The sequence below is a fragment of the Pseudomonas sp. AKS31 genome (assembly GCF_023634765.1).
GTDB lineage: Bacteria > Pseudomonadota > Gammaproteobacteria > Pseudomonadales > Pseudomonadaceae > Aquipseudomonas.
Genome location: NZ_JAMLFX010000003.1, coordinates 554,245 through 572,025 on the forward strand (window position 1 = coordinate 554,245; position 17,781 = coordinate 572,025).

Consider the following 17,781-nt stretch of genomic DNA (forward strand, 5'->3'; position numbering starts at 1 on the left):
CAACCGGTCGAGCCAGAACCTGAGCCTGAAGCGCCTGTGGCGGCTGAACTGCCACTGACTCCGGCGGCCGAGCCCTGGCTGACCTTGCCCGTGGCGGAAGAGCCGGTGGCGTTGGTTGAAGAGGCTGCACCGCACATTACGCCAGAGATTCCTGCGCCTGCTGCGTACGTTCCTGAGGTTGCTCCGGCGCCGGTGGTTGAGCCGGTTGTCGAGCCTGCGCCGGTTGTCGCTGAGCCTGTTATTCCGGCGTTTGCTGCCCCGGTTGCCCCTGTTGTTCAACAGCCCGAGCCTGCACCTGTTGCGGTTGCTCCAGTCGTGCCGGTTGAAGTGGTTGCTGAGGCCCCAGTCGAAGCCCCGCGCACCGAAGAAACCAAAGCCGGTTTCTTCGCCCGCCTCAAGCAAGGTCTGTCGAAAACCAGCGCCAGCATCGGCGAAGGCATGGCCAGTCTGTTCCTCGGCCGCAAAACCATCGACGACGATCTGCTCGATGACCTCGAAACCCGTCTGCTCACCGCCGACGTCGGCGTCGAAGCCACCACGCAGATCATCCAGCGCCTGACCCAGAAGGTCGCGCGCAAGGAACTGGCCGACGCTGACGCGCTGTACAAGTCCCTGCAGGCCGAACTGGCCGCGATGCTCAAGCCGGTCGAACAACCGCTGAAAATCGCCTCGCAGCACAAGCCGTTCGTGATTCTGGTGGTCGGCGTCAACGGCGCCGGCAAAACCACTACCATCGGCAAACTGGCGAAGAAGCTGCAACTGGAAGGCAAGAAAGTCATGCTGGCCGCCGGTGACACCTTCCGCGCCGCCGCCGTGGAGCAGTTGCAGGTCTGGGGCGAGCGCAACAAGATTCCGGTCATTGCTCAGCACACCGGTGCTGACTCGGCTTCGGTGATCTTCGACGCCGTGCAGGCCGCCAAGGCCCGTGGCATCGACGTATTGATCGCTGACACCGCCGGTCGTCTGCACACCAAAGACAACCTGATGGAAGAACTGAAAAAGGTTCGCCGGGTGATCGGCAAGCTCGACGCCGACGCGCCGCACGAAGTATTGCTGGTGCTCGACGCCGGTACCGGTCAGAACGCCATCAACCAGGCCAAGCAATTCAACCAGACCGTCGAACTGACCGGCCTGGCGCTGACCAAGCTCGACGGCACCGCCAAGGGCGGGGTGATTTTCGCCCTGGCCAAGCAGTTTGGCCTGCCGATCCGCTACATCGGCGTCGGTGAAGGCATCGACGATTTGCGTACCTTTGAAGCCGAACCCTTTGTCCAGGCATTGTTTGCCGAGCGGGAGCGTTCATGATTCGTTTCGAACAGGTCGGTAAACGCTACCCGAACGGTCACGTCGGCTTGCATGAGCTGAGCTTTCGAGTCCGTCGTGGCGAGTTCTTGTTTGTCACCGGCCACTCCGGCGCCGGTAAATCCACTTTGTTGCGTCTGTTGCTGGCGATGGAGCGTCCGACCAGCGGCAAACTGCTGCTCGCCGGGCAAGACCTGAGCACCATCAGCAACGCACAGATCCCGTTCCTGCGCCGGCAGATCGGTGTGGTGTTCCAGAATCACCAGTTGCTGTTCGATCGCACGGTGTTCAATAACGTCGCGCTGCCGCTGCAGATTCTCGGGCTGTCCAAGGCCGAAATCGCCAAGCGCGTCGATTCGGCGCTGGAGCGTGTGGCGCTGTCGGATAAAACCGATCTGTACCCCGGCGACCTGTCCACCGGTCAGCAACAGCGCGTCGGCATTGCCCGCGCCATTGTTCACCGTCCGGCCTTGCTGTTGGCCGACGAACCGACCGGCAACCTCGACCCGCGTCTGGCGGCTGAAATCATGGGTGTGTTCGAAGACATCAACCGTCTGGGCACCAGTGTGTTGATCGCCAGTCACGATCTGGCACTGATCGCGCGCATGCGTCACCGCATGCTGACCCTGCAACGCGGCCGACTGATCGGCGATGGGGAGGCCGGAGTATGAGTGCGACACGCAGTCCCAAGGTTTCCGAGCGCGTGGCGCCGAAAGCCGCCGATCCGCAGCCACCGAAGAAGAAAAAACACGACGAAGACGATGGCCCGGACTTCGCCACGCTGTTCCGCGCGTGGATCGAAAGCCATCGCGCCAGCCTGCTCGACAGTTTGCGTCGTCTCGGCAAGCAGCCAATCGGCAGTTTCTTCACCTGCATGGTGATGGCCGTGGCGCTGAGCCTGCCGATGGGGCTTTCGCTGTTGCTGAACAATGTCGAACGTCTTGGCGGTTCGTGGCAGCGCGCGGCGCAGATCTCGTTGTATCTGCAACTCGACGCCAGCCCGGAGCAGGGCGAGTCGTTGCGTGAACAGATCAAAGGCATGCCCGGCGTAGCTGATGCTGAATACGTCGGTCGTGATCAGGCGCTGGAAGAGTTTCAGCAACAGTCCGGACTGGGCGAAGCCCTGCGTGAGCTGCCGGAGAACCCGTTGCCGGGCGTAGTGCTGGTCACGCCGAACGAAGTCGACAAGCCAACTCTGGAAGCATTAAGACAAAAACTTTCCGAGCTGCCCAAGGTACAACAGGCGCAACTTGATCTAGTCTGGGTCGAGCGTCTGGCCGCCATCCTCAAGCTTGGCGATCGTTTTGTTTTCGGTCTGACGGTGCTTTTGGTTTCTGCATTACTTTTGGTGATAGGCAATACCATTCGTCTTCATATTGAAAACCGCCGCACCGAGATAGAAGTGATTAAACTCGTCGGCGGCACTGACAGCTATGTGCGTCGTCCCTTCCTTTATATGGGCGCGTTGTATGGCTTCGGTGCGGGACTTTTGTCCTGGGGTGTATTGGCGTTCGGCCTGAACTGGCTGAACGACGCGGTGGTTGGACTGGCCGGCTTGTACGGCAGTGATTTCGCGCTGGCCGGAGTGCCAGTTGCCGACGGTCTGTCGCTCTTGCTTGGCGCGGTGCTGTTGGGTTATATCGGTGCATGGATTGCAGTCGCACGCCATCTCAGGGAGCTGGCGCCGAAGTAGAATCTTTTTTGCGCGTGATTGACCTCGCGGTTTTTTTGGGAACTTGCACTTGAATTCCCGGTCAATTTTTCGCAGTGCCGAGAGGCACGAGTATGTAAGTGGGAGGTTTTTTCGCATGACCAATTCTTTGCAACCTGCGTATGCGTTGGTTCCGGGTGCGAACCTGGAAGCCTACGTGCACACCGTCAACAGCATTCCATTGCTGACGCCGGAGCAGGAGCGTGAACTGGCCGAGAGTCTCTACTATGAGCAGGATTTGGGGGCGGCTCGGCAGATGGTGCTCGCCCACCTGCGTTTTGTCGTACACATTGCCCGTAGCTATTCCGGCTATGGTCTGGCTCAGGCTGACCTGATCCAGGAAGGTAACGTCGGCCTGATGAAGGCCGTGAAGCGCTTCAACCCGGAAATGGGTGTGCGTCTGGTGTCGTTCGCCGTGCACTGGATCAAGGCGGAAATTCACGAGTTCATCCTGCGCAACTGGCGCATTGTGAAAGTCGCGACCACCAAGGCCCAGCGCAAGCTGTTCTTCAACCTGCGCAGCCAGAAGAAACGTCTGGCGTGGCTGAACAACGAGGAAGTCCACCGCGTGGCGGAAAGCCTCGGCGTCGAGCCGCGGGAAGTGCGCGAGATGGAAAGTCGCCTGACCGGCCATGACATGGCCTTCGACCCGGCTGCTGAAGCCGACGACGACAGCGCTTTCCAGTCGCCGGCCAACTATCTGGAAGACCACCGGTACGACCCGGCCCGTCAACTGGAGGATGCCGACTGGAGTGACAACTCCAACCACAATCTGCACGAAGCGCTGGAAGTGCTGGACGAACGTAGCCGCGACATCCTCTACCAGCGCTGGCTGGCAGAAGAGAAAGCCACGCTGCACGACCTGGCGCAGAAGTACAACGTATCGGCCGAGCGGATCCGTCAGCTCGAAAAGAGTGCGATGAACAAGCTCAAGTTGTCGATCGCCGCGTAACCGGCGCCTCGGCAATAAAAAATGCCCCGATCAGCGATGATCGGGGCGTTTTCATTTAGAAGATCAAAAGATCGCAGCCTTCGGCAGCTCCTGCATTGGATTGCATTTCACCTGCAGGAGCTACCGAAAGCTGCGATCTTTTGCTTTTAATCACTGCGACCAAGGTGCCCGGCGCGAATCGTTGAGGCCCAGCAAATAGCTATCTCCACCCAACTGACTCATCTGCTGCCGAATCCACCCGGCCCTGCGCGACACATAAGCGGTCGGATGGCTGGCACTCCAGACACGCGGATTGGGCAGAACGGCCGCCAGATAGCTCGCTTGTTGTCGTGATAACGACTTGGCGCTTACGCCAAAGTGATGCCGTGCCGCCGCTTCGGCACCAAACACGCCGTCGTCCCACTCGACGCTGTTCAAATACACCTCAAGAATGCGTTGCTTTGGCCAGAGCACCTCGATCAGCGCAGTAAACCATGCCTCCAGGCCTTTGCGCAGGTAGCTGCGGCCGGCCCAAAGAAACAGATTCTTCGATACTTGTTGGCTCAAGGTGCTGGCGCCGCGAATCGAGCCGCCGAGTTCGTTGTGGGCCAGCGCTGCCTGGATCGCGCTGAAATCAAAACCCCAATGCTCGGGAAACTTCTGATCCTCACCGGCCATGACCGCCACCTTGAGGTCATCGGAGATCTCGTCCCACGGCTTCCACCTGCGTTGCAGATCAATCGGCTCACCATCGACCCAGGACTCGATCTTGCGCTCGACCATCAACGCCGTGCCCGGCGGCGGCACGAAGCGAAACACCAGCACCAGCAAGACGCTGCCACCGGCGAACCAGAGCAGGGCCTTCGTGAGACGACGGAAAATAGTACGCAGCATAGAGATGGCTTGGCCGAACCGGTGGAGCGGGCCATTATACAGACCCTGCCGATCGCGTCTGACTGGAGTTCCCAATGCTGCGTGGCTTTTTGATGCTGGCCGCTTTTTTCGGTTTCACCGGGGTCGCTTTGGGTGCGTTTGCCGCCCATGGCCTGAAAAATCGCCTGACACCCGAATACCTGACGATTTTCCATACCGGCGTTACCTATCAACTGGTGCACACCCTGGCGCTGTTCGGTGTGGCGCTGCTGGCTACGCAGATTCAGGGGCGACTGGTCGCTTGGGCTGGCGTGTCGTTCACCGTCGGCATCCTGCTGTTCTCCGGCAGTCTGTATGTGCTGACCATGACCGGCATCAGCAAGCTCGGCATCATCACCCCGTTCGGTGGTTTGGCATTTCTGGCCGGATGGGTTTGCCTGGGGCTCGCCGCCTGGCGCCTGCAACCAACCGCTTGACGCTTGGTGCTGACCTTTAGGTCATGATCGGGCTAGAATGCCACCCCCTAAAAATGATGGCGGCCTAGCGCATGCGCATTCAGTTGAACGGCGAATCCCTTGAACTGCCCGACGGCGAGACCGTTGCGGCCCTGATCACCCGTCTGGAACTGACCGGACGCCGGGTGGCAGTCGAACTCAATCTGGATATCGTTCCGCGCAGCCAGCATGCCAGCACCACGCTCAATGACGGCGACAACGTCGAAGTGGTGCACGCCATCGGCGGCGGCTGATCGCCCGGCCCGCTAGGGCACAGAATTCTGCAAGACCCTCACCTTTAAAGAGGATTCCCCATGAGCATCGTTCGTAGCGACAAGCCTTTTGTACTGGCCGGTCGTACTTACCAGTCGCGTTTGCTGGTCGGTACCGGCAAGTACCGTGACATGGAAGAAACCCGCCAGGCCATCGAAACCTCGGGTGCCGAGATCGTCACTTTCGCTGTGCGCCGCACCAACCTGGGCCAGATCGAAGGCGAGCCGAACCTGCTCGACGTGCTGTCGCCGGAGCGCTACACCTTCCTGCCGAACACCGCCGGTTGCTACGACGCCATCGAAGCCGTGCGCACCTGCCGCCTGGCCCGTGAGCTGCTCGATGGCCACAACCTGGTGAAGCTGGAAGTACTGGCCGACCAGAAGACCCTGTTCCCCAACGTGATCGAAACTCTCAAGGCTGCGGAAACGCTGGTCAAGGAAGGCTTCGACGTGATGGTGTACACCAGCGATGACCCGATCATCGCCCGGCAACTGGCAGAAATCGGCTGCATCGCGGTGATGCCGCTGGCCGGTCTGATCGGTTCCGGTCTGGGCATCTGCAACCCGTACAACCTGCAGATCATCCTCGAAGAAGCCAACATTCCCGTATTGGTCGATGCCGGTGTCGGCACTGCGTCCGACGCGACCATCGCCATGGAACTGGGTTGCGATGCAGTGCTGATGAACTCGGCCATCGCCCACGCCCAGCAGCCGGTGATGATGGCTGAAGCCATGAAACACGCCATCGTTGCAGGCCGTCTGGCCTACCTCGCTGGCCGTATGCCGAAAAAACTCTATGCCAGCGCCTCTTCGCCGCTGGATGGTCTGATCAAGTAAGAGCCATTGATGACTGAATCGAACGACACGCCTATCCAGACGGAAGAAGGCGACGAGCGCCAACACCGCCGCATCAAGAGTTTCGTGATGCGTGCCGGGCGCATGACCGAAGGCCAGCAACGCGGTCTGGATCAGGGCGCGCCGCTGTACGTGCTGCCGCTGGCGGACGCGCCGGTGGATTACGATCAAGTGTTCGGCCGTTCGGCACCGCGCTCGCTGGAGATCGGTTTCGGCATGGGCCACTCGCTGCTGGAAATGGCCGCGGCGGCACCGGAGCAGGATTTCATTGGTGTTGAGGTTCACCGTCCGGGTGTTGGCGCGCTGCTCAATGGTGTGCTGACTCAGGGCCTGACCAACCTGCGGGTCTACGATTGCGACGCGATCGAGGTGCTCAACCGCTGCATCGCCGACAACAGCCTCGATCGCCTGATGCTGTTCTTCCCGGACCCGTGGCACAAGAGCCGTCACCACAAGCGTCGTATCGTTCAGGCCTCGTTCGCTGAACTGGTGCGCAGCAAATTGAAGGTCGGCGGCATTCTGCACATGGCCACCGACTGGGAACCGTACGCCGAATACATGCTGGAAGTGATGAACGTCGCCCCGGGCTACCGCAACCTCGCCGAAGACGGCAAGTGCGTGCCGCGCCCGGCCGAACGCCCGATCACCAAGTTCGAACGCCGCGGCGAACGTCTTGGCCATGGCGTGTGGGACCTGAAGTTCGAAAAACTCGCTTAAGCATCACGCAACACCCCTGTAGGAGTTGCGGCACGCTGCGATCTTTGATCTTGATTTTGATTTTGAAGATCAAAGATCGCAGCGTGCCGCAGCTCCTACAGTTGTTTCTGGAGTTTGCTCAAGTTTGGCTATGATCCGCCGAAAGCTCGAGGCCCCCATTTGTAAAGGAAGACAAATCTTGAAAGCCATTTTTGCCTGCACGCTGGTTCTGGGGCTCATTTGTTGCGCAGCGTGCGAACGGGTAGTCAGTCCCGAGGAATACTTCGCGAGTGCGCAGAGAACGGCGGCAAAGATCGAGCGCGACGCGAATGACCGGATCAAGCGTGAGGACGCCGGGGAAAGCGTGCAATACACCCCTGAACAATTGCGCGTTGCCGAAGGTGATCTCGAGGCTCTTGTGGACAACCTCAAGCATGCGTCGGACGGCGGGCACACGCTGGCCACCTATTTTTTGGCCAGCCTGCAGGACAACCCGATGTTTTCCGAGCAGACGCGCTTACAGACCTGTGGTCTTTATCAGCAGGCCATGGATGATGGATTGTTAGCGGCTGCGGTGGGCTATTACCATTTGTGCGACAAAGCGTATGAACGATTTGATGCGCAAAATCCTGATCATTTGAAATTCTTGCAGTCTCTCGAGCAGTTGCTGCTCAAGCCTGATACGCATGCTGACGACTATCCGTTGCAGGCCAAACGTTCGCTGTGTTTCGAAGAAAACGGGGCGCCTGCCGGCAAGGTCGGGCCGATGGCCGCGATGCGAGCCCGCGCAGCTGGCTTGGTATTGTCCGAAGACCAGTTTCGGGCTGAGGCCTACTACATACTCGCGTTGACTCGTGTGAACGGCAGCGATATGCGCGACAGCGGCAATATCGAACACTTCGATAAAGCGATAGCGCTGGGCTGCAAGGATTCCGTTGGCCTCAAGGCGATCCTTCAGGCGCAGAGCCACTTATCGAAGAATCATTGAACCAAGGCCCAATAGTGGGAGCGAGCCTGCTCGCGAAAGCGGTCTGACAATCAACGATGTTGTTGGATGTTAAGACGCCTTCGCGAGCAGGCTCGCTCCCACAGTTGTTTTGGGGTGATTGCGGAATCAGCGGCGGTCGGCGACTACGCCGATGAGCACGAGGACCACCAACAACACCGGCGCCAGGCTGTAGTTGTTGAACTGGCTCAAGCCCTTGATCACCCACGGCGTGGCGTAGATCAATGCTGCGCCGCTGCCGATCACGCAAAGCAGCGCCATCAGCGGCACGCGCAAGGCACCGGCGATGCTGCCCAGGCGTTGCTCGACCCAGCCTTTGAAGTCGGCGCCGAACAGCACCAGCAGGCAGCCGACCAGCGCCAGGGCGATTTCCGAAAGGTTGCTGCGGCTCCAGCGGGAGACGGTGGCGAGCAGGTCGAGTATCAAATCCATGCGTTTTCCCTTGGGACTGAAGTCAGTTCAGAAATTGTTGCAGCAAGTCGTTGAGGAACAGCTGTCCGCGCTCGGTGGCCGCCAGACGTGACGGTTCGACCTGCAACAGACCGCTTTGTTCTGCCGCCGCCCGGCCTTCGGCGAGGCTTTCCAGCGACAGCCCGGTACGCTCCGGATACAGGCGCGATTCGACGCCTGCGGTCAGGCGCAAAGCGTTCATCAGAAACTCGAACGGCATCTCGTCGTTGGTCAGCGCTTTCTCGCCGGCCTGAAAGCTTTTTGCCGGGTTGAGATAGTCCTTCGGCAAACGGGTTTTCCAGGTACGCACGATGCGCCCGTCCGGATGGCTGAGCTTGCCATGCGCACCCGCGCCGATGCCGATGAAGTCGCCGAAACTCCAGTAATTGAGGTTGTGCCGCGCTGGCCGACCCGCCTGGGCATAAGCCGACACTTCGTATTGCGCATAACCGTGTTCCGCCAGCAGCGCTTGCCCGGCCTCTTGAATGTCCCACAGCGTGTCATCTTCCGGCAGCACCGGCGGCTGGTTCCAGAACACCGTGTTCGGCTCCAGCGTCAGCTGATACCAGGAAATGTGCGTTGGATTCAGCGCGATGGCCTGGCGCAGATCGCTGAGGGCATCGTCCAACGACTGATCGGGTAAACCGTGCATCAAGTCGAGGTTGAAGTTATCGAACCCGGCCTGCCGCGCCATACCGGCCGCGCGTACCGCTTCGTCACCGTTGTGAATCCGCCCCAGCGCCTTGAGCTTTTCCTGCTGGAAGCTCTGGATGCCGATCGACAGGCGATTGATCCCCAGCTTGCGGTACGCGACGAACTTCTCTTGCTCGAAGGTCCCGGGGTTGGCTTCCAGAGTGATTTCGATGTCGTGGGCAAACGGAATCCGCTGTTCGACGCCTTCCAGCAGCCGCCCGAGGGCTTCGGCGCTGAACAGGCTCGGCGTGCCGCCACCAAAGAAGATAGAACTGATTTCACGACCGTACACGGCGTGCAGATCCTGATCGAGATCGGCCAGCAGCGCATCAACGTATTCCTGCTCCGGCAACACCGGGCTGGCAGTGTGCGAGTTGAAATCACAATACGGGCATTTGCGCACACACCACGGGATGTGGATGTACAGCGCCAAGGGCGGCAGCATTGGCAGCGGCGCCCGAGGCGAAGAAGCGGCGCCGCCGACAATCAGCGACGACGCAGAAGAATCAACGGTCATTTCAAGCCCAGACGCTGGCGCAGCAGATCCATTGCACGGGCGCGGTGGCTGATCTGGTTCTTGTCGGCCGGGCTCAGTTCGGCGCTGGACAGGTCACGCTCCGGCACCCAGAACAGCGGGTCGTAGCCGAAACCGTGTTCGCCGCTGGCAGCGGTCAGAATGCGTCCGTGCCACAAGCCTTCGCAGAGGATCGGCAACGGATCGTCAGCATGACGCACCAGCGCCAGCACGCAAACAAACTGCGCGCCGCGCTCGGCTTCCGGCACATCTTTCAGCGCATCGAGCAATTTGGCGTTGTTTGCTGCATCGCCCTGGCCGTCGGCATAGCGCGCCGAATAGATGCCCGGTGCTCCGCCAAGGAAATCCACCGCCAGACCGGAATCGTCGGCCAGCGCCGGCAGCCCGGAAATACGTGCGGCGTTGCGCGCCTTGAGAATCGCGTTCTCAACGAACGACAGGCCGGTTTCTTCCGGCTCGACCTTGCTCCACTCGCCAATCGAGCGCAGTTGCACCGAGTCGCCGAGCATGGCCTGAAGTTCTTTGAGTTTGCCGGCGTTATGGCTGGCCAGTACGAGCTGCTTGATGTTCATCATTCGCCGGGAAAGAGTTCTTGGTTGAAATTGATGGTGTTGATCTTGTCGCCGTTCTGCACCTTGATTTCAAAAGTGCGGGTTTCCTGCTGCTCCACCGGGTACTGGGCGATGTAGTAGATCGCGCCCTGTTCGGTGATCTGGCGGAATTTCAGCGGCACGCTGTTGCTGGTCAGGTCTTTGACCGTGCCGGTGACATTGGCGATCAGCGGTTTGCCGTCCTTGATCACCGAGACATTGATCACACCCTGATTCTTGCTGCGCACCAGTTCCGCAGCCTTGGCGATGTCCGGCGTCAGAAACGTCGAGTTGAAAGTGTTGTAGTGCACCGTCACGTCGCCAAAGGTTTCCTTGCGTTCACCCTTGATGACGTCGGCCGCCAGGGCGCTGGCGCTCAGGCAGGCAGTCAATAACAACAACGCTAAACGACCCATGATCGTGCTCCTCGAAATGACGGGATTCAGACCGCGACTTTGTGGTCTGCAAGCTGCGGGCTGCTGACGCGGTAGATACCGATCTCACCTAACAGATTAGGCCATAGCTTACTGGCCCACCCGTGACGGTGCTGTTGATCCACGGCAAGCCGATCAATGACCTTCGCATCACGTTCGCGGCAAAGTTCTTCAAAGTCTTCGAAGGTGCAGAAGTGAATGTTCGGCGTGTTGTACCAGGTGTACGGCAGGAACTCGGAAACCGGCATGCGGCCCTTGCTCGCCAGGTACCAGCGGCAGCGCCAGTGGCCGAAGTTGGGGAAAGTGATAATGCACTGGCGGCCGACGCGGAGCATTTCGTCGAGGATCTTGTCCGGGTAGTGCACCGCTTGCAGGGCCTGGGTCATGACGACGATATCGAAACTGTTGCTGGCGAAATTGCCCAGCCCCTTGTCCAGATCCTGCTCGATGACGTTGATGCCTTTGGCCACGCATTCGGCAATGTTGTCGGCGTCGTTTTCCAGGCCGTAACCGGTGACGTTCTTGTTGTCGCGCAGCCAGGTCAGCAGCTCGCCGTCACCACAACCGAGGTCGAGGACGCGGCTGCCAGCGGGGATCCATTCCTGGATGATTTCCAGATCAGCTCTCATGGCTTTCTCACAACGTGATGCGGTTCATGTAATTGCCGAACGCCTGCAAGTAGCGAGGGATCGGAATCAGGAAGGCGTCGTGGCCCTGCGGTGCGTCGATTTCCAGATAGCTGACGTCTTTGCGCGCAGCCATCAGCGCATCCACCAGTTCCCGCGAGCGGGCCGGGGAGAAGCGCCAGTCGGTGGTGAACGACATCACGCAGAACTTGGCCGTGGCGTTCTCAAAGGTTTTTGCCAGGTTATCGTCGAAGTTAGCCGCCGGATCGAAGTAATCCAGCGCCTTGGTCATCAACAGATAGGTGTTGGCGTCGAAACGACCGGAGAACTCTTCGCCCTGATAGCGCAGGTAGCTTTCGACCTGGAACTCGACGCTGTGGAAGTCGTAGTTGAGCTTCTCGCTCTTGAGGCCACGGCCGAATTTCTCGCCCATCGAATCGTCGGACAGGTAGGTGATGTGCCCGACCATGCGCGCCAGCATCAGCCCGCGTTTGGGAATCACGCCCGCTTCCTGGAACGAACCGCCGTGGAATTCCGGGTCAGTGAGGATCGCCTGGCGCGCGACTTCGTTGAAGGCAATGTTCTGCGCCGACAATTTCGGAGCCGAGGCGATGGCCAGACAGTGACGCACGCGATCCGGGTAAGTGATGGTCCATTGCAGCGCCTGCATGCCGCCGAGGCTGCCACCGATCACTGCGGCGAACTGGCGGATGCCGAGCAGGTCGGCCAGACGCGCCTGGCTGTGCACCCAGTCTTCCACGGTGAGTACCGGGAAGTCGGCACCGAACGGTTTGCCGGTCTCCGGGTTGATGCTGCTCGGGCCGGTGGAGCCGTTGCAGCCGCCGAGGTTGTTCAGGCTGACCACGAAGAACTTGTTGGTGTCGATCGGTTTGCCGGGGCCGATGCAGCTGTCCCACCAACCGGGTTTGCGGTCGTCGACGCTGTGGTAGCCGGCTGCGTGATGATGGCCGGACAAGGCGTGGCAAATCAGCACGGCGTTGCTCGCTTGCGCGTTCAGCGTGCCGTAGGTTTCGTAGATCAGGTCATAGGCGGCCAGCGAACGGCCGCAGGCCAAGGCCAGCGGATCGCTGAAGTGCGCGGTTTGCGGCGTCACCAGACCAACAGAATCGGGGGGAAAGGCAGTTGGCATCGACCCTGCTCTCGTTGAAATGAGGCGTAAGTCTAAAGACCGGGGGGGTTAGCGGCAAGCAGCCCTCACCCTAACCCTCTCCCAGAGGTAGAGGGGACTGACCGAGGTGTTCTTTTGAGCTACGCCGACCTGATCTATCCGGGCTGAACTCAGGTTCCGAAAACACCCTAGATCGGCTCCCTCTCCAGGGGGAGAGGGCTGGGGTGAGGGGCGCAGACGCTGCAAAACTCAAGACAAGCGCCCAACCAACCCCGGCAAATCCGGCAACTTCTTCGGCGAACAGATCTTCACCCGCTTCTGCCGGTTCAGCTCACCACTGAGCAAACTGACCTGGCTCTTCGAAACGCCAAATGCCTTGGCCAGAAAACCCAGCAGATACGCATTGGCCTTGCCCTCAACCGGCGGCGCTGTCAGGCGAATTTTCAGCCGATCACCGTGCAGCCCGGCGAAATCATCGCTACGGGCTGCCGGTTGCAGGTGACACTCGAGGATCAGGTCGTCACCGTCCCAACGGAACCAGCTCACATCAGCAAGCGCAGGATTTCCGGCATCATCGTCATTGCCGCCAGATTGTTGATCACCAGCATGTCGATCAGCTTCAGCGCGAGGAAGGCGAAGATCGGCGACAGGTCCAGACCGCCAAGATTCGGCAGGAACTTGCGGAACGGCGCCAGCGCCGGCTCGCAGATCTGGTTGACCAGTTCAGCACCCGGGTTGTGGCTGCCCGGCGCGACCCACGACAGGATCACGCTGATGATCAGGGCGAAGAAGAAGATCTTCAGGAACAGCGCGGTCACGCCGATGATCGACCAGATAAACAGTTGCAGCGGGTTGCCGGTGGTGCCGTAAGTCAGCAGCAGGGTCAGCGCCATCAGTGCCAGTTGCACCAGAATCGCCAGCACCAGCGACGACATGTCCAGACCGAACAGGCTCGGAATGATCCGGCGCAGTGGTTTGAGCAGTGGCTGGGTCGCTTTGACGATGAACTGGCACAGCGGGTTGTAGAAGTTCGCCCGCACCAGTTGCAGCACGAAGCGCAGCAGCACGATCAGCAGGTACAGACTGCCGAGGGTTTGCAGCACGTAAACCGCTGCGGTGTTCAATCCAATCATGTAAGGCTCCTTATTTGCCCAGTTGTTCGGCCATTTCGGCCGAGCGGTGCGCGGCGGCGCCGAGTGCGGTTTCGACCAGGGCTTCAAAGCCATTGGCCTGGAATGATTTGATTGCAGCTTCCGTGGTGCCGTTTGGCGAGGTCACGCGACGGCGCAGTTCGGCGGCGTCGACGTCACTGGAAACCGCCATGTGCGCGGCGCCCAGCGCCGTTTGCAGAGTCAGTTGCTCGGCGACGTCTTTCGGCAGGCCGAGTTTGACGCCAGCAGCGGTCATGGCTTCGATCAGCAGGAAGAAGTAGGCAGGGCCGGAACCGGACACGGCGGTGACGGCGTCCAGTTGCTGTTCTTCATTCAGCCACAGGGCAATGCCGACGGCGGACAGCAGCTCTTCGGCTTGCTGACGTTGCTCGGCTGTCACTTCGCTGGTCGCGTACAAGCCGCTGACGCCCTGACGCAGCAGCGCCGGGGTATTCGGCATGCAGCGCACGATCGGCTGCTCGCCGAGCCACGCGGTCATGCTGGCGCAGGTGATACCGGCAGCAATCGACACCACCAATTGATTGGGTTTCAGGCTTGGGCGAATGGCCTCGCACACGGCTTTCATCGCTTGCGGCTTGACCGCCAGCACGATCACATCGACGCCGTCGATGGCCTGGGCGTTGTCGGCGAAAGTTTCGATGCCGTGTTCGGCACTGACCTTGGCGCGGGTTTCTTCGCCCGGATCACTGGCGCGGATGTGCGCCGCTTCCAGCCCTTTGGCGCGCAGGCCGCCAATCAGACTGGCCGCCATGTTGCCCGCACCGATAAACGCAATACGTGTGTTGCTCATGTGTGGTCCTTATCTGGAATCGTTCAAGACTGGGAATAATCACGGGCGCCAAACAGGGCGGTACCGATACGCACCCAAGTGGCGCCTTGGGCAATGGCCGACTCGAGGTCGTGGCTCATGCCCATGGAAAGTGTGTCGAGCGGCAGATCGAGACTCGCCTGCAATTTCTGCACGGCGGCGAAGGCCGCGTCTTGCTCGGCGCGGTCGTCGGTCGGCTCGGGAATCGCCATCAGGCCGCGCAGTTTCAGGCGCGGCAGTGCGCTGATCGCGGCGGCCAATGCCGGCAGGTCAGCCGGAGTGCAGCCGGATTTACTGGCTTCGCCGCTGACATTGACCTGAACGCAGATGTTCAGTGGCGGCCGTTCAGCCGGGCGCTGTTCGGACAAGCGTTGAGCGATTTTCAGGCGATCCACGGAATGCACCCAGTCGAAATGCTCGGCGATGGCGCGAGTCTTGTTCGATTGAATGGGGCCGATGAAGTGCCAGATCAAGGGCAGGTCAGCCAGTTCGAGCTGTTTGCCCAAGGCTTCCTGCAGGTAGTTCTCGCCAAAGTCGCGCAGGCCGGCGGCATACGCTTCGCGCAGCGCTTCGGCAGGTTTGGTTTTGCTCACGGCGAGCAACTGAACGCTGTTTTCAGGACGGTGTGCGGCTTGGGTCGCGGTCTGGATGCGCGAACCAACGTGGGAAATGTTGTCTGCTATCGTGGACATCAAGAGGCGCCGGCGGTCTGAAGGTTCGCGGCATTCTACTGGAATTGAGGAGCGCTATGGATATCACTGAACTGCTGGCCTTCAGCGCCAAACAAGGCGCGTCCGACCTGCACCTGTCGGCCGGCCTGCCGCCGATGATCCGTGTCGATGGCGATGTGCGGCGGATCAATCTGCCGGCACTCGATCACAAACAAGTGCACGATCTGATCTACGACATCATGAACGACACCCAGCGGGTCGACTTCGAGAAGCATCTGGAAACCGACTTTTCTTTCGAAGTGCCGGGCGTGGCGCGCTTTCGGGTCAACGCCTTCAACCAGAATCGTGGCGCCGGCGCCGTATTCCGTACGATCCCGTCGAAAGTGCTGAGCATGGAAGACTTGGCCATGGGCGATGTCTTCCGCAAGATCACCGATGCACCGCGCGGGCTGGTGCTGGTGACCGGGCCGACCGGTTCCGGCAAATCGACCACGCTGGCGGCGATGATCGATTACCTCAACACCCACCGGCATCACCACATCCTTACCATTGAGGACCCGATCGAGTTCGTCCACGAATCGCGCAAATGCCTGATCAATCAGCGTGAAGTCCATCGCGACACCCGCAGTTTCGCCACGGCTTTGCGTTCAGCGCTACGTGAGGATCCGGATGTGATTCTGGTCGGCGAGATGCGTGACCTGGAAACCATTCGCCTGGCGCTGACCGCAGCCGAGACTGGACACCTGGTATTCGGCACCTTGCACACCACGTCTGCCGCGAAAACCATTGACCGCGTGGTCGATGTATTTCCCGGAGACGAGAAGTCGATGGTGCGCTCGATGCTTTCCGAGTCGCTGCTAGCGGTTGTCTCGCAGACGTTGATCAAGAAGATCGGCGGCGGGCGGGTGGCGGCACACGAGATCATGCTGGGGACATCGGCGATCCGTAACCTGATCCGTGAAGACAAGGTGGCGCAGATGTATTCGGCGATTCAAACAGGTGGGTCGTTGGGCATGCAGACACTCGACATGTGCCTGAAGGAACTGGTGACCAAAGGCTTGATCAGCCGCGAGAATGCGCGGGAGAAGGCGCGTACGCCGGATAATTTCTGAGACCAGAAGCAAAAGATCGCAGCCTTCGGCAGCTCCTACAGGGAAACGCTGATCCCGATGTAGGAGCTGCCGAAGGCTGCGATCTTTTGATCTTGCTTCGAAGACTCAGCGCTGAACCACGCGCATCTGGCTTTGCTCTTTCGGCAACACTCGCTTGGCCACGACGTAATGCTTTTCCCAGTAAGGCTTGTTCAACGTATCGATGCTCACCGCTTTGCCACGACGCGGTGCGTGGATAAAGCGATCGTTGCCCAGGTAGATGGCAACGTGATTGACCCGACGGCTCTTGATGTTGAAGAAAATCAGGTCGCCCGGCTTCAGATCCTTGCGCTCGACTTTCTCGCCGTGGCCGCTGGCCATGGCGTTCGAGGTGCGTGGCAGGTCGAAGGTGGCGTCGTTGAACGCGTATTTCACCAAGCCGCTGCAATCAAAACCTTTACTTGGGCTGCTGCCGCCCCAACGATAAGGTGTACCGAGGACGTTCACCGCACGGCTCAGCACATTGCTGCTTTCCTTGCTCGCCATCGGTGGCACCAGCTTGCTGTGGCTCTTGCTGCTCAGCGTGGTGGTTTTGCTTTTGCTGCTCTTGCTCGAAGGAGCCGAAGCATGGGATTTAGGGGTGAAGCCGTTAACGTTGGGAAGACGTTGCTCACGATTGGTGGCGTGGGCGGCCAGTGGCATTAATAGGCAAATGGTTAGCCATGTCTTGAAAAATGGTCGCATTAGGCGTGGCTCTTTAGTGATAGCGCGCAACTTTATAACAGAGTTTTTTTTCATTCCGAGTCCGTTGGTCGATTCAGTTGGCGGCCAACGGAACCAAATAAGCGGCAAATGGACGCAATTGTCGGACAGAAGTCCGGTGCTATAAGGCTTTGACGGTAGCAACGGTAACATTTGCCGTACGTCGGCTACCTGTAAAAAAGTCACAAAGAATTCAAGAATATTTATCTATCGTGTGAATCGAGGTCTTCATGAACCCCTATCAACAATTCGTTCAGCAGCAAGATACGCACAGCAAAATCATCGGTTATCTGCTGTGGATTTTCGGTTTTACCGGTGCTCACCGCTTCTATTACGGCAAGCCGGTGACCGGGACGATCTGGTTCTTCACCTTCGGTTTGCTCGGTATTGGCTGGCTGATCGACCTGTTCCTGATCCCGGCGATGGATCGCGAGGCGGATCTGCGTTTCACCGCCGGGCCGATCGAGTACAACGTGGCGTGGATTCTGCTGACGTTCCTCGGAGCATTGGGTGTGCACCGGATGTATCAGGGGAAATGGATCAGTGGCCTGATCTATCTGCTGACGGGCGGGTTGTTCTTTCTGGGGGTGCTGTATGACTTCTGGACGCTGAATGATCAGGTGTCCGTACGCAACGCCGAAGGCAGAGGCGCCTTCCAGTAAGCCATCGCTGGCAAGCCA

23 protein-coding genes are annotated in these 17,781 nt (G+C 59.7%); 11 read left to right on the forward strand and 12 right to left on the reverse strand.

Annotation, left to right across the window (positions count from 1 at the left end):
• The 4 genes from ftsY to rpoH form a co-directional block, all read left to right on the forward strand.
• On the forward strand, positions 1–1,305 hold a 1,305-nt coding region (ftsY, locus tag M9827_RS13530), incomplete at its 5' end, for a signal recognition particle-docking protein FtsY (protein ID WP_250605804.1).
• A complete protein-coding gene (ftsE, locus tag M9827_RS13535; RefSeq protein ID WP_003229148.1) occupies positions 1,302–1,973 on the forward strand; it encodes a cell division ATP-binding protein FtsE in 672 nt (223 codons plus the stop codon). The genes ftsY and ftsE, both read left to right, overlap by 4 nt.
• Positions 1,970–2,995: a permease-like cell division protein FtsX gene (gene ftsX, locus M9827_RS13540; protein ID WP_099757424.1), complete on the forward strand. Its 1,026-nt coding sequence runs from the start codon at positions 1,970–1,972 to the stop codon at positions 2,993–2,995. The genes ftsE and ftsX overlap by 4 nt, the downstream gene beginning before the upstream one ends.
• Before the next feature lie 115 nt (positions 2,996–3,110).
• Positions 3,111–3,965, forward strand: coding sequence for an RNA polymerase sigma factor RpoH (gene rpoH, locus M9827_RS13545; protein ID WP_003229146.1), 855 nt, complete (start codon positions 3,111–3,113; stop codon positions 3,963–3,965).
• Between the two features lie 150 nt (positions 3,966–4,115).
• Here rpoH and mtgA read toward each other — a convergent pair whose 3' ends face one another.
• Positions 4,116–4,838, reverse strand: coding sequence for a monofunctional biosynthetic peptidoglycan transglycosylase (mtgA, locus tag M9827_RS13550; protein WP_250605805.1), 723 nt, complete (start codon positions 4,836–4,838; stop codon positions 4,116–4,118).
• Positions 4,839–4,912: 74 nt separating this feature from the next.
• Between mtgA and M9827_RS13555 the strand changes: the two genes are divergently transcribed.
• The 5 genes from M9827_RS13555 (at position 4,913) to M9827_RS13575 (ending at position 8,122) form a co-directional block, all read left to right on the forward strand.
• Positions 4,913–5,293 (forward strand): DUF423 domain-containing protein, encoded by a 381-nt coding sequence (locus M9827_RS13555; RefSeq protein WP_250605806.1) that lies wholly within the window; start codon positions 4,913–4,915, stop codon positions 5,291–5,293.
• 71 nt (positions 5,294–5,364) lie between these two features.
• Entirely contained in the window at positions 5,365–5,565 is a 201-nt protein-coding gene (gene thiS, locus M9827_RS13560) for a sulfur carrier protein ThiS (protein WP_123454333.1), read from the forward strand.
• Between the two features lie 60 nt (positions 5,566–5,625).
• A complete protein-coding gene (locus tag M9827_RS13565) occupies positions 5,626–6,420 on the forward strand; it encodes a thiazole synthase (protein WP_250605807.1) in 795 nt (264 codons plus the stop codon).
• Between the two features lie 9 nt (positions 6,421–6,429).
• A complete protein-coding gene (trmB, locus tag M9827_RS13570; protein ID WP_007913622.1) occupies positions 6,430–7,155 on the forward strand; it encodes a tRNA (guanosine(46)-N7)-methyltransferase TrmB in 726 nt (241 codons plus the stop codon).
• Between the two features lie 178 nt (positions 7,156–7,333).
• Positions 7,334–8,122: a hypothetical protein gene (locus M9827_RS13575; RefSeq protein WP_250605808.1), complete on the forward strand. Its 789-nt coding sequence runs from the start codon at positions 7,334–7,336 to the stop codon at positions 8,120–8,122.
• Positions 8,123–8,248: 126 nt separating this feature from the next.
• On the opposite strand, the gene M9827_RS13580 is transcribed toward M9827_RS13575, so the two are convergent.
• The 10 genes from M9827_RS13580 to M9827_RS13625 all read right to left on the reverse strand — a co-directional run bounded on the left by M9827_RS13580 (position 8,249) and on the right by M9827_RS13625 (position 15,269).
• Positions 8,249–8,572, reverse strand: coding sequence for a DUF3392 domain-containing protein (locus M9827_RS13580; protein WP_007913629.1), 324 nt, complete (start codon positions 8,570–8,572; stop codon positions 8,249–8,251).
• A 22-nt stretch (positions 8,573–8,594) separates the two neighbouring features.
• Positions 8,595–9,728 (reverse strand): radical SAM family heme chaperone HemW, encoded by a 1,134-nt coding sequence (hemW, locus tag M9827_RS13585; protein WP_250605907.1) that lies wholly within the window; start codon positions 9,726–9,728, stop codon positions 8,595–8,597.
• Between the two features lie 68 nt (positions 9,729–9,796).
• Positions 9,797–10,393 (reverse strand): RdgB/HAM1 family non-canonical purine NTP pyrophosphatase, encoded by a 597-nt coding sequence (gene rdgB, locus M9827_RS13590; RefSeq protein WP_250605809.1) that lies wholly within the window; start codon positions 10,391–10,393, stop codon positions 9,797–9,799.
• Positions 10,390–10,824, reverse strand: a complete 435-nt coding sequence (locus M9827_RS13595; RefSeq protein ID WP_250605810.1) for a DUF4426 domain-containing protein — start codon at positions 10,822–10,824, stop codon at positions 10,390–10,392. Before M9827_RS13595 ends, rdgB begins: the two co-directional genes overlap by 4 nt.
• A gap of 26 nt (positions 10,825–10,850) precedes the next feature.
• Entirely contained in the window at positions 10,851–11,471 is a 621-nt protein-coding gene (gene metW / locus M9827_RS13600) for a methionine biosynthesis protein MetW (protein WP_008083798.1), read from the reverse strand.
• 7 nt (positions 11,472–11,478) lie between these two features.
• Complete coding sequence (gene metX / locus M9827_RS13605; RefSeq protein WP_250605811.1) at positions 11,479–12,618, reverse strand: homoserine O-succinyltransferase MetX; 1,140 nt, start codon at positions 12,616–12,618, stop codon at positions 11,479–11,481.
• Positions 12,619–12,846: 228 nt separating this feature from the next.
• Positions 12,847–13,143, reverse strand: a complete 297-nt coding sequence (locus M9827_RS13610; protein ID WP_016985982.1) for a DUF167 domain-containing protein — start codon at positions 13,141–13,143, stop codon at positions 12,847–12,849.
• The gene (locus tag M9827_RS13615; RefSeq protein WP_250605812.1) at positions 13,140–13,730 is read right to left on the reverse strand and encodes a YggT family protein; all 591 of its coding nucleotides are present in this window, start codon (positions 13,728–13,730) and stop codon (positions 13,140–13,142) included. The genes M9827_RS13610 and M9827_RS13615 overlap by 4 nt, the downstream gene beginning before the upstream one ends.
• Positions 13,731–13,740: 10 nt before the next feature.
• Entirely contained in the window at positions 13,741–14,559 is an 819-nt protein-coding gene (gene proC / locus M9827_RS13620) for a pyrroline-5-carboxylate reductase (protein WP_250605813.1), read from the reverse strand.
• Positions 14,560–14,582: 23 nt separating this feature from the next.
• Positions 14,583–15,269, reverse strand: coding sequence for a YggS family pyridoxal phosphate-dependent enzyme (locus tag M9827_RS13625; protein WP_250605814.1), 687 nt, complete (start codon positions 15,267–15,269; stop codon positions 14,583–14,585).
• A gap of 56 nt (positions 15,270–15,325) precedes the next feature.
• Here M9827_RS13625 and M9827_RS13630 point away from each other — a divergent pair, with 56 nt between their 5' ends.
• Entirely contained in the window at positions 15,326–16,360 is a 1,035-nt protein-coding gene (locus tag M9827_RS13630) for a type IV pilus twitching motility protein PilT (RefSeq protein ID WP_250605815.1), read from the forward strand.
• Positions 16,361–16,465: 105 nt separating this feature from the next.
• Here the strand turns inward: M9827_RS13630 and M9827_RS13635 are convergent, their stop codons facing one another.
• A complete protein-coding gene (locus M9827_RS13635) occupies positions 16,466–17,083 on the reverse strand; it encodes a C40 family peptidase (protein ID WP_250605816.1) in 618 nt (205 codons plus the stop codon).
• A 248-nt stretch (positions 17,084–17,331) separates the two neighbouring features.
• Here M9827_RS13635 and M9827_RS13640 point away from each other — a divergent pair, with 248 nt between their 5' ends.
• Complete coding sequence (locus M9827_RS13640) at positions 17,332–17,763, forward strand: NINE protein (protein ID WP_007913651.1); 432 nt, start codon at positions 17,332–17,334, stop codon at positions 17,761–17,763.
• Positions 17,764–17,781 lie beyond the last annotated feature (18 nt).

What these genes read in the sequence shown, in the direction of transcription:
- ftsE (WP_003229148.1), top strand. Translation starts at nt 1,302, where the DNA reads ATGATTCGTTTCGAACAGGTCGGTAAACGCTACCCGAACGGTCACGTC.
- ftsX (WP_099757424.1), top strand. Translation starts at nt 1,970, where the DNA reads ATGAGTGCGACACGCAGTCCCAAGGTTTCCGAGCGCGTGGCGCCGAAA.
- rpoH (WP_003229146.1), top strand. Translation starts at nt 3,111, where the DNA reads ATGACCAATTCTTTGCAACCTGCGTATGCGTTGGTTCCGGGTGCGAAC.
- mtgA (WP_250605805.1), bottom strand. Translation starts at nt 4,838, where the DNA reads ATGCTGCGTACTATTTTCCGTCGTCTCACGAAGGCCCTGCTCTGGTTC.
- M9827_RS13555 (WP_250605806.1), top strand. Translation starts at nt 4,913, where the DNA reads ATGCTGCGTGGCTTTTTGATGCTGGCCGCTTTTTTCGGTTTCACCGGG.
- thiS (WP_123454333.1), top strand. Translation starts at nt 5,365, where the DNA reads ATGCGCATTCAGTTGAACGGCGAATCCCTTGAACTGCCCGACGGCGAG.
- M9827_RS13565 (WP_250605807.1), top strand. Translation starts at nt 5,626, where the DNA reads ATGAGCATCGTTCGTAGCGACAAGCCTTTTGTACTGGCCGGTCGTACT.
- trmB (WP_007913622.1), top strand. Translation starts at nt 6,430, where the DNA reads ATGACTGAATCGAACGACACGCCTATCCAGACGGAAGAAGGCGACGAG.
- M9827_RS13580 (WP_007913629.1), bottom strand. Translation starts at nt 8,572, where the DNA reads ATGGATTTGATACTCGACCTGCTCGCCACCGTCTCCCGCTGGAGCCGC.
- hemW (WP_250605907.1), bottom strand. Translation starts at nt 9,728, where the DNA reads ATGCTGCCGCCCTTGGCGCTGTACATCCACATCCCGTGGTGTGTGCGC.
- rdgB (WP_250605809.1), bottom strand. Translation starts at nt 10,393, where the DNA reads ATGATGAACATCAAGCAGCTCGTACTGGCCAGCCATAACGCCGGCAAA.
- M9827_RS13595 (WP_250605810.1), bottom strand. Translation starts at nt 10,824, where the DNA reads ATGGGTCGTTTAGCGTTGTTGTTATTGACTGCCTGCCTGAGCGCCAGC.
- metW (WP_008083798.1), bottom strand. Translation starts at nt 11,471, where the DNA reads ATGAGAGCTGATCTGGAAATCATCCAGGAATGGATCCCCGCTGGCAGC.
- metX (WP_250605811.1), bottom strand. Translation starts at nt 12,618, where the DNA reads ATGCCAACTGCCTTTCCCCCCGATTCTGTTGGTCTGGTGACGCCGCAA.
- M9827_RS13615 (WP_250605812.1), bottom strand. Translation starts at nt 13,730, where the DNA reads ATGATTGGATTGAACACCGCAGCGGTTTACGTGCTGCAAACCCTCGGC.
- proC (WP_250605813.1), bottom strand. Translation starts at nt 14,559, where the DNA reads ATGAGCAACACACGTATTGCGTTTATCGGTGCGGGCAACATGGCGGCC.
- M9827_RS13625 (WP_250605814.1), bottom strand. Translation starts at nt 15,269, where the DNA reads ATGTCCACGATAGCAGACAACATTTCCCACGTTGGTTCGCGCATCCAG.
- M9827_RS13630 (WP_250605815.1), top strand. Translation starts at nt 15,326, where the DNA reads ATGGATATCACTGAACTGCTGGCCTTCAGCGCCAAACAAGGCGCGTCC.
- M9827_RS13635 (WP_250605816.1), bottom strand. Translation starts at nt 17,083, where the DNA reads ATGCGACCATTTTTCAAGACATGGCTAACCATTTGCCTATTAATGCCA.
- M9827_RS13640 (WP_007913651.1), top strand. Translation starts at nt 17,332, where the DNA reads ATGAACCCCTATCAACAATTCGTTCAGCAGCAAGATACGCACAGCAAA.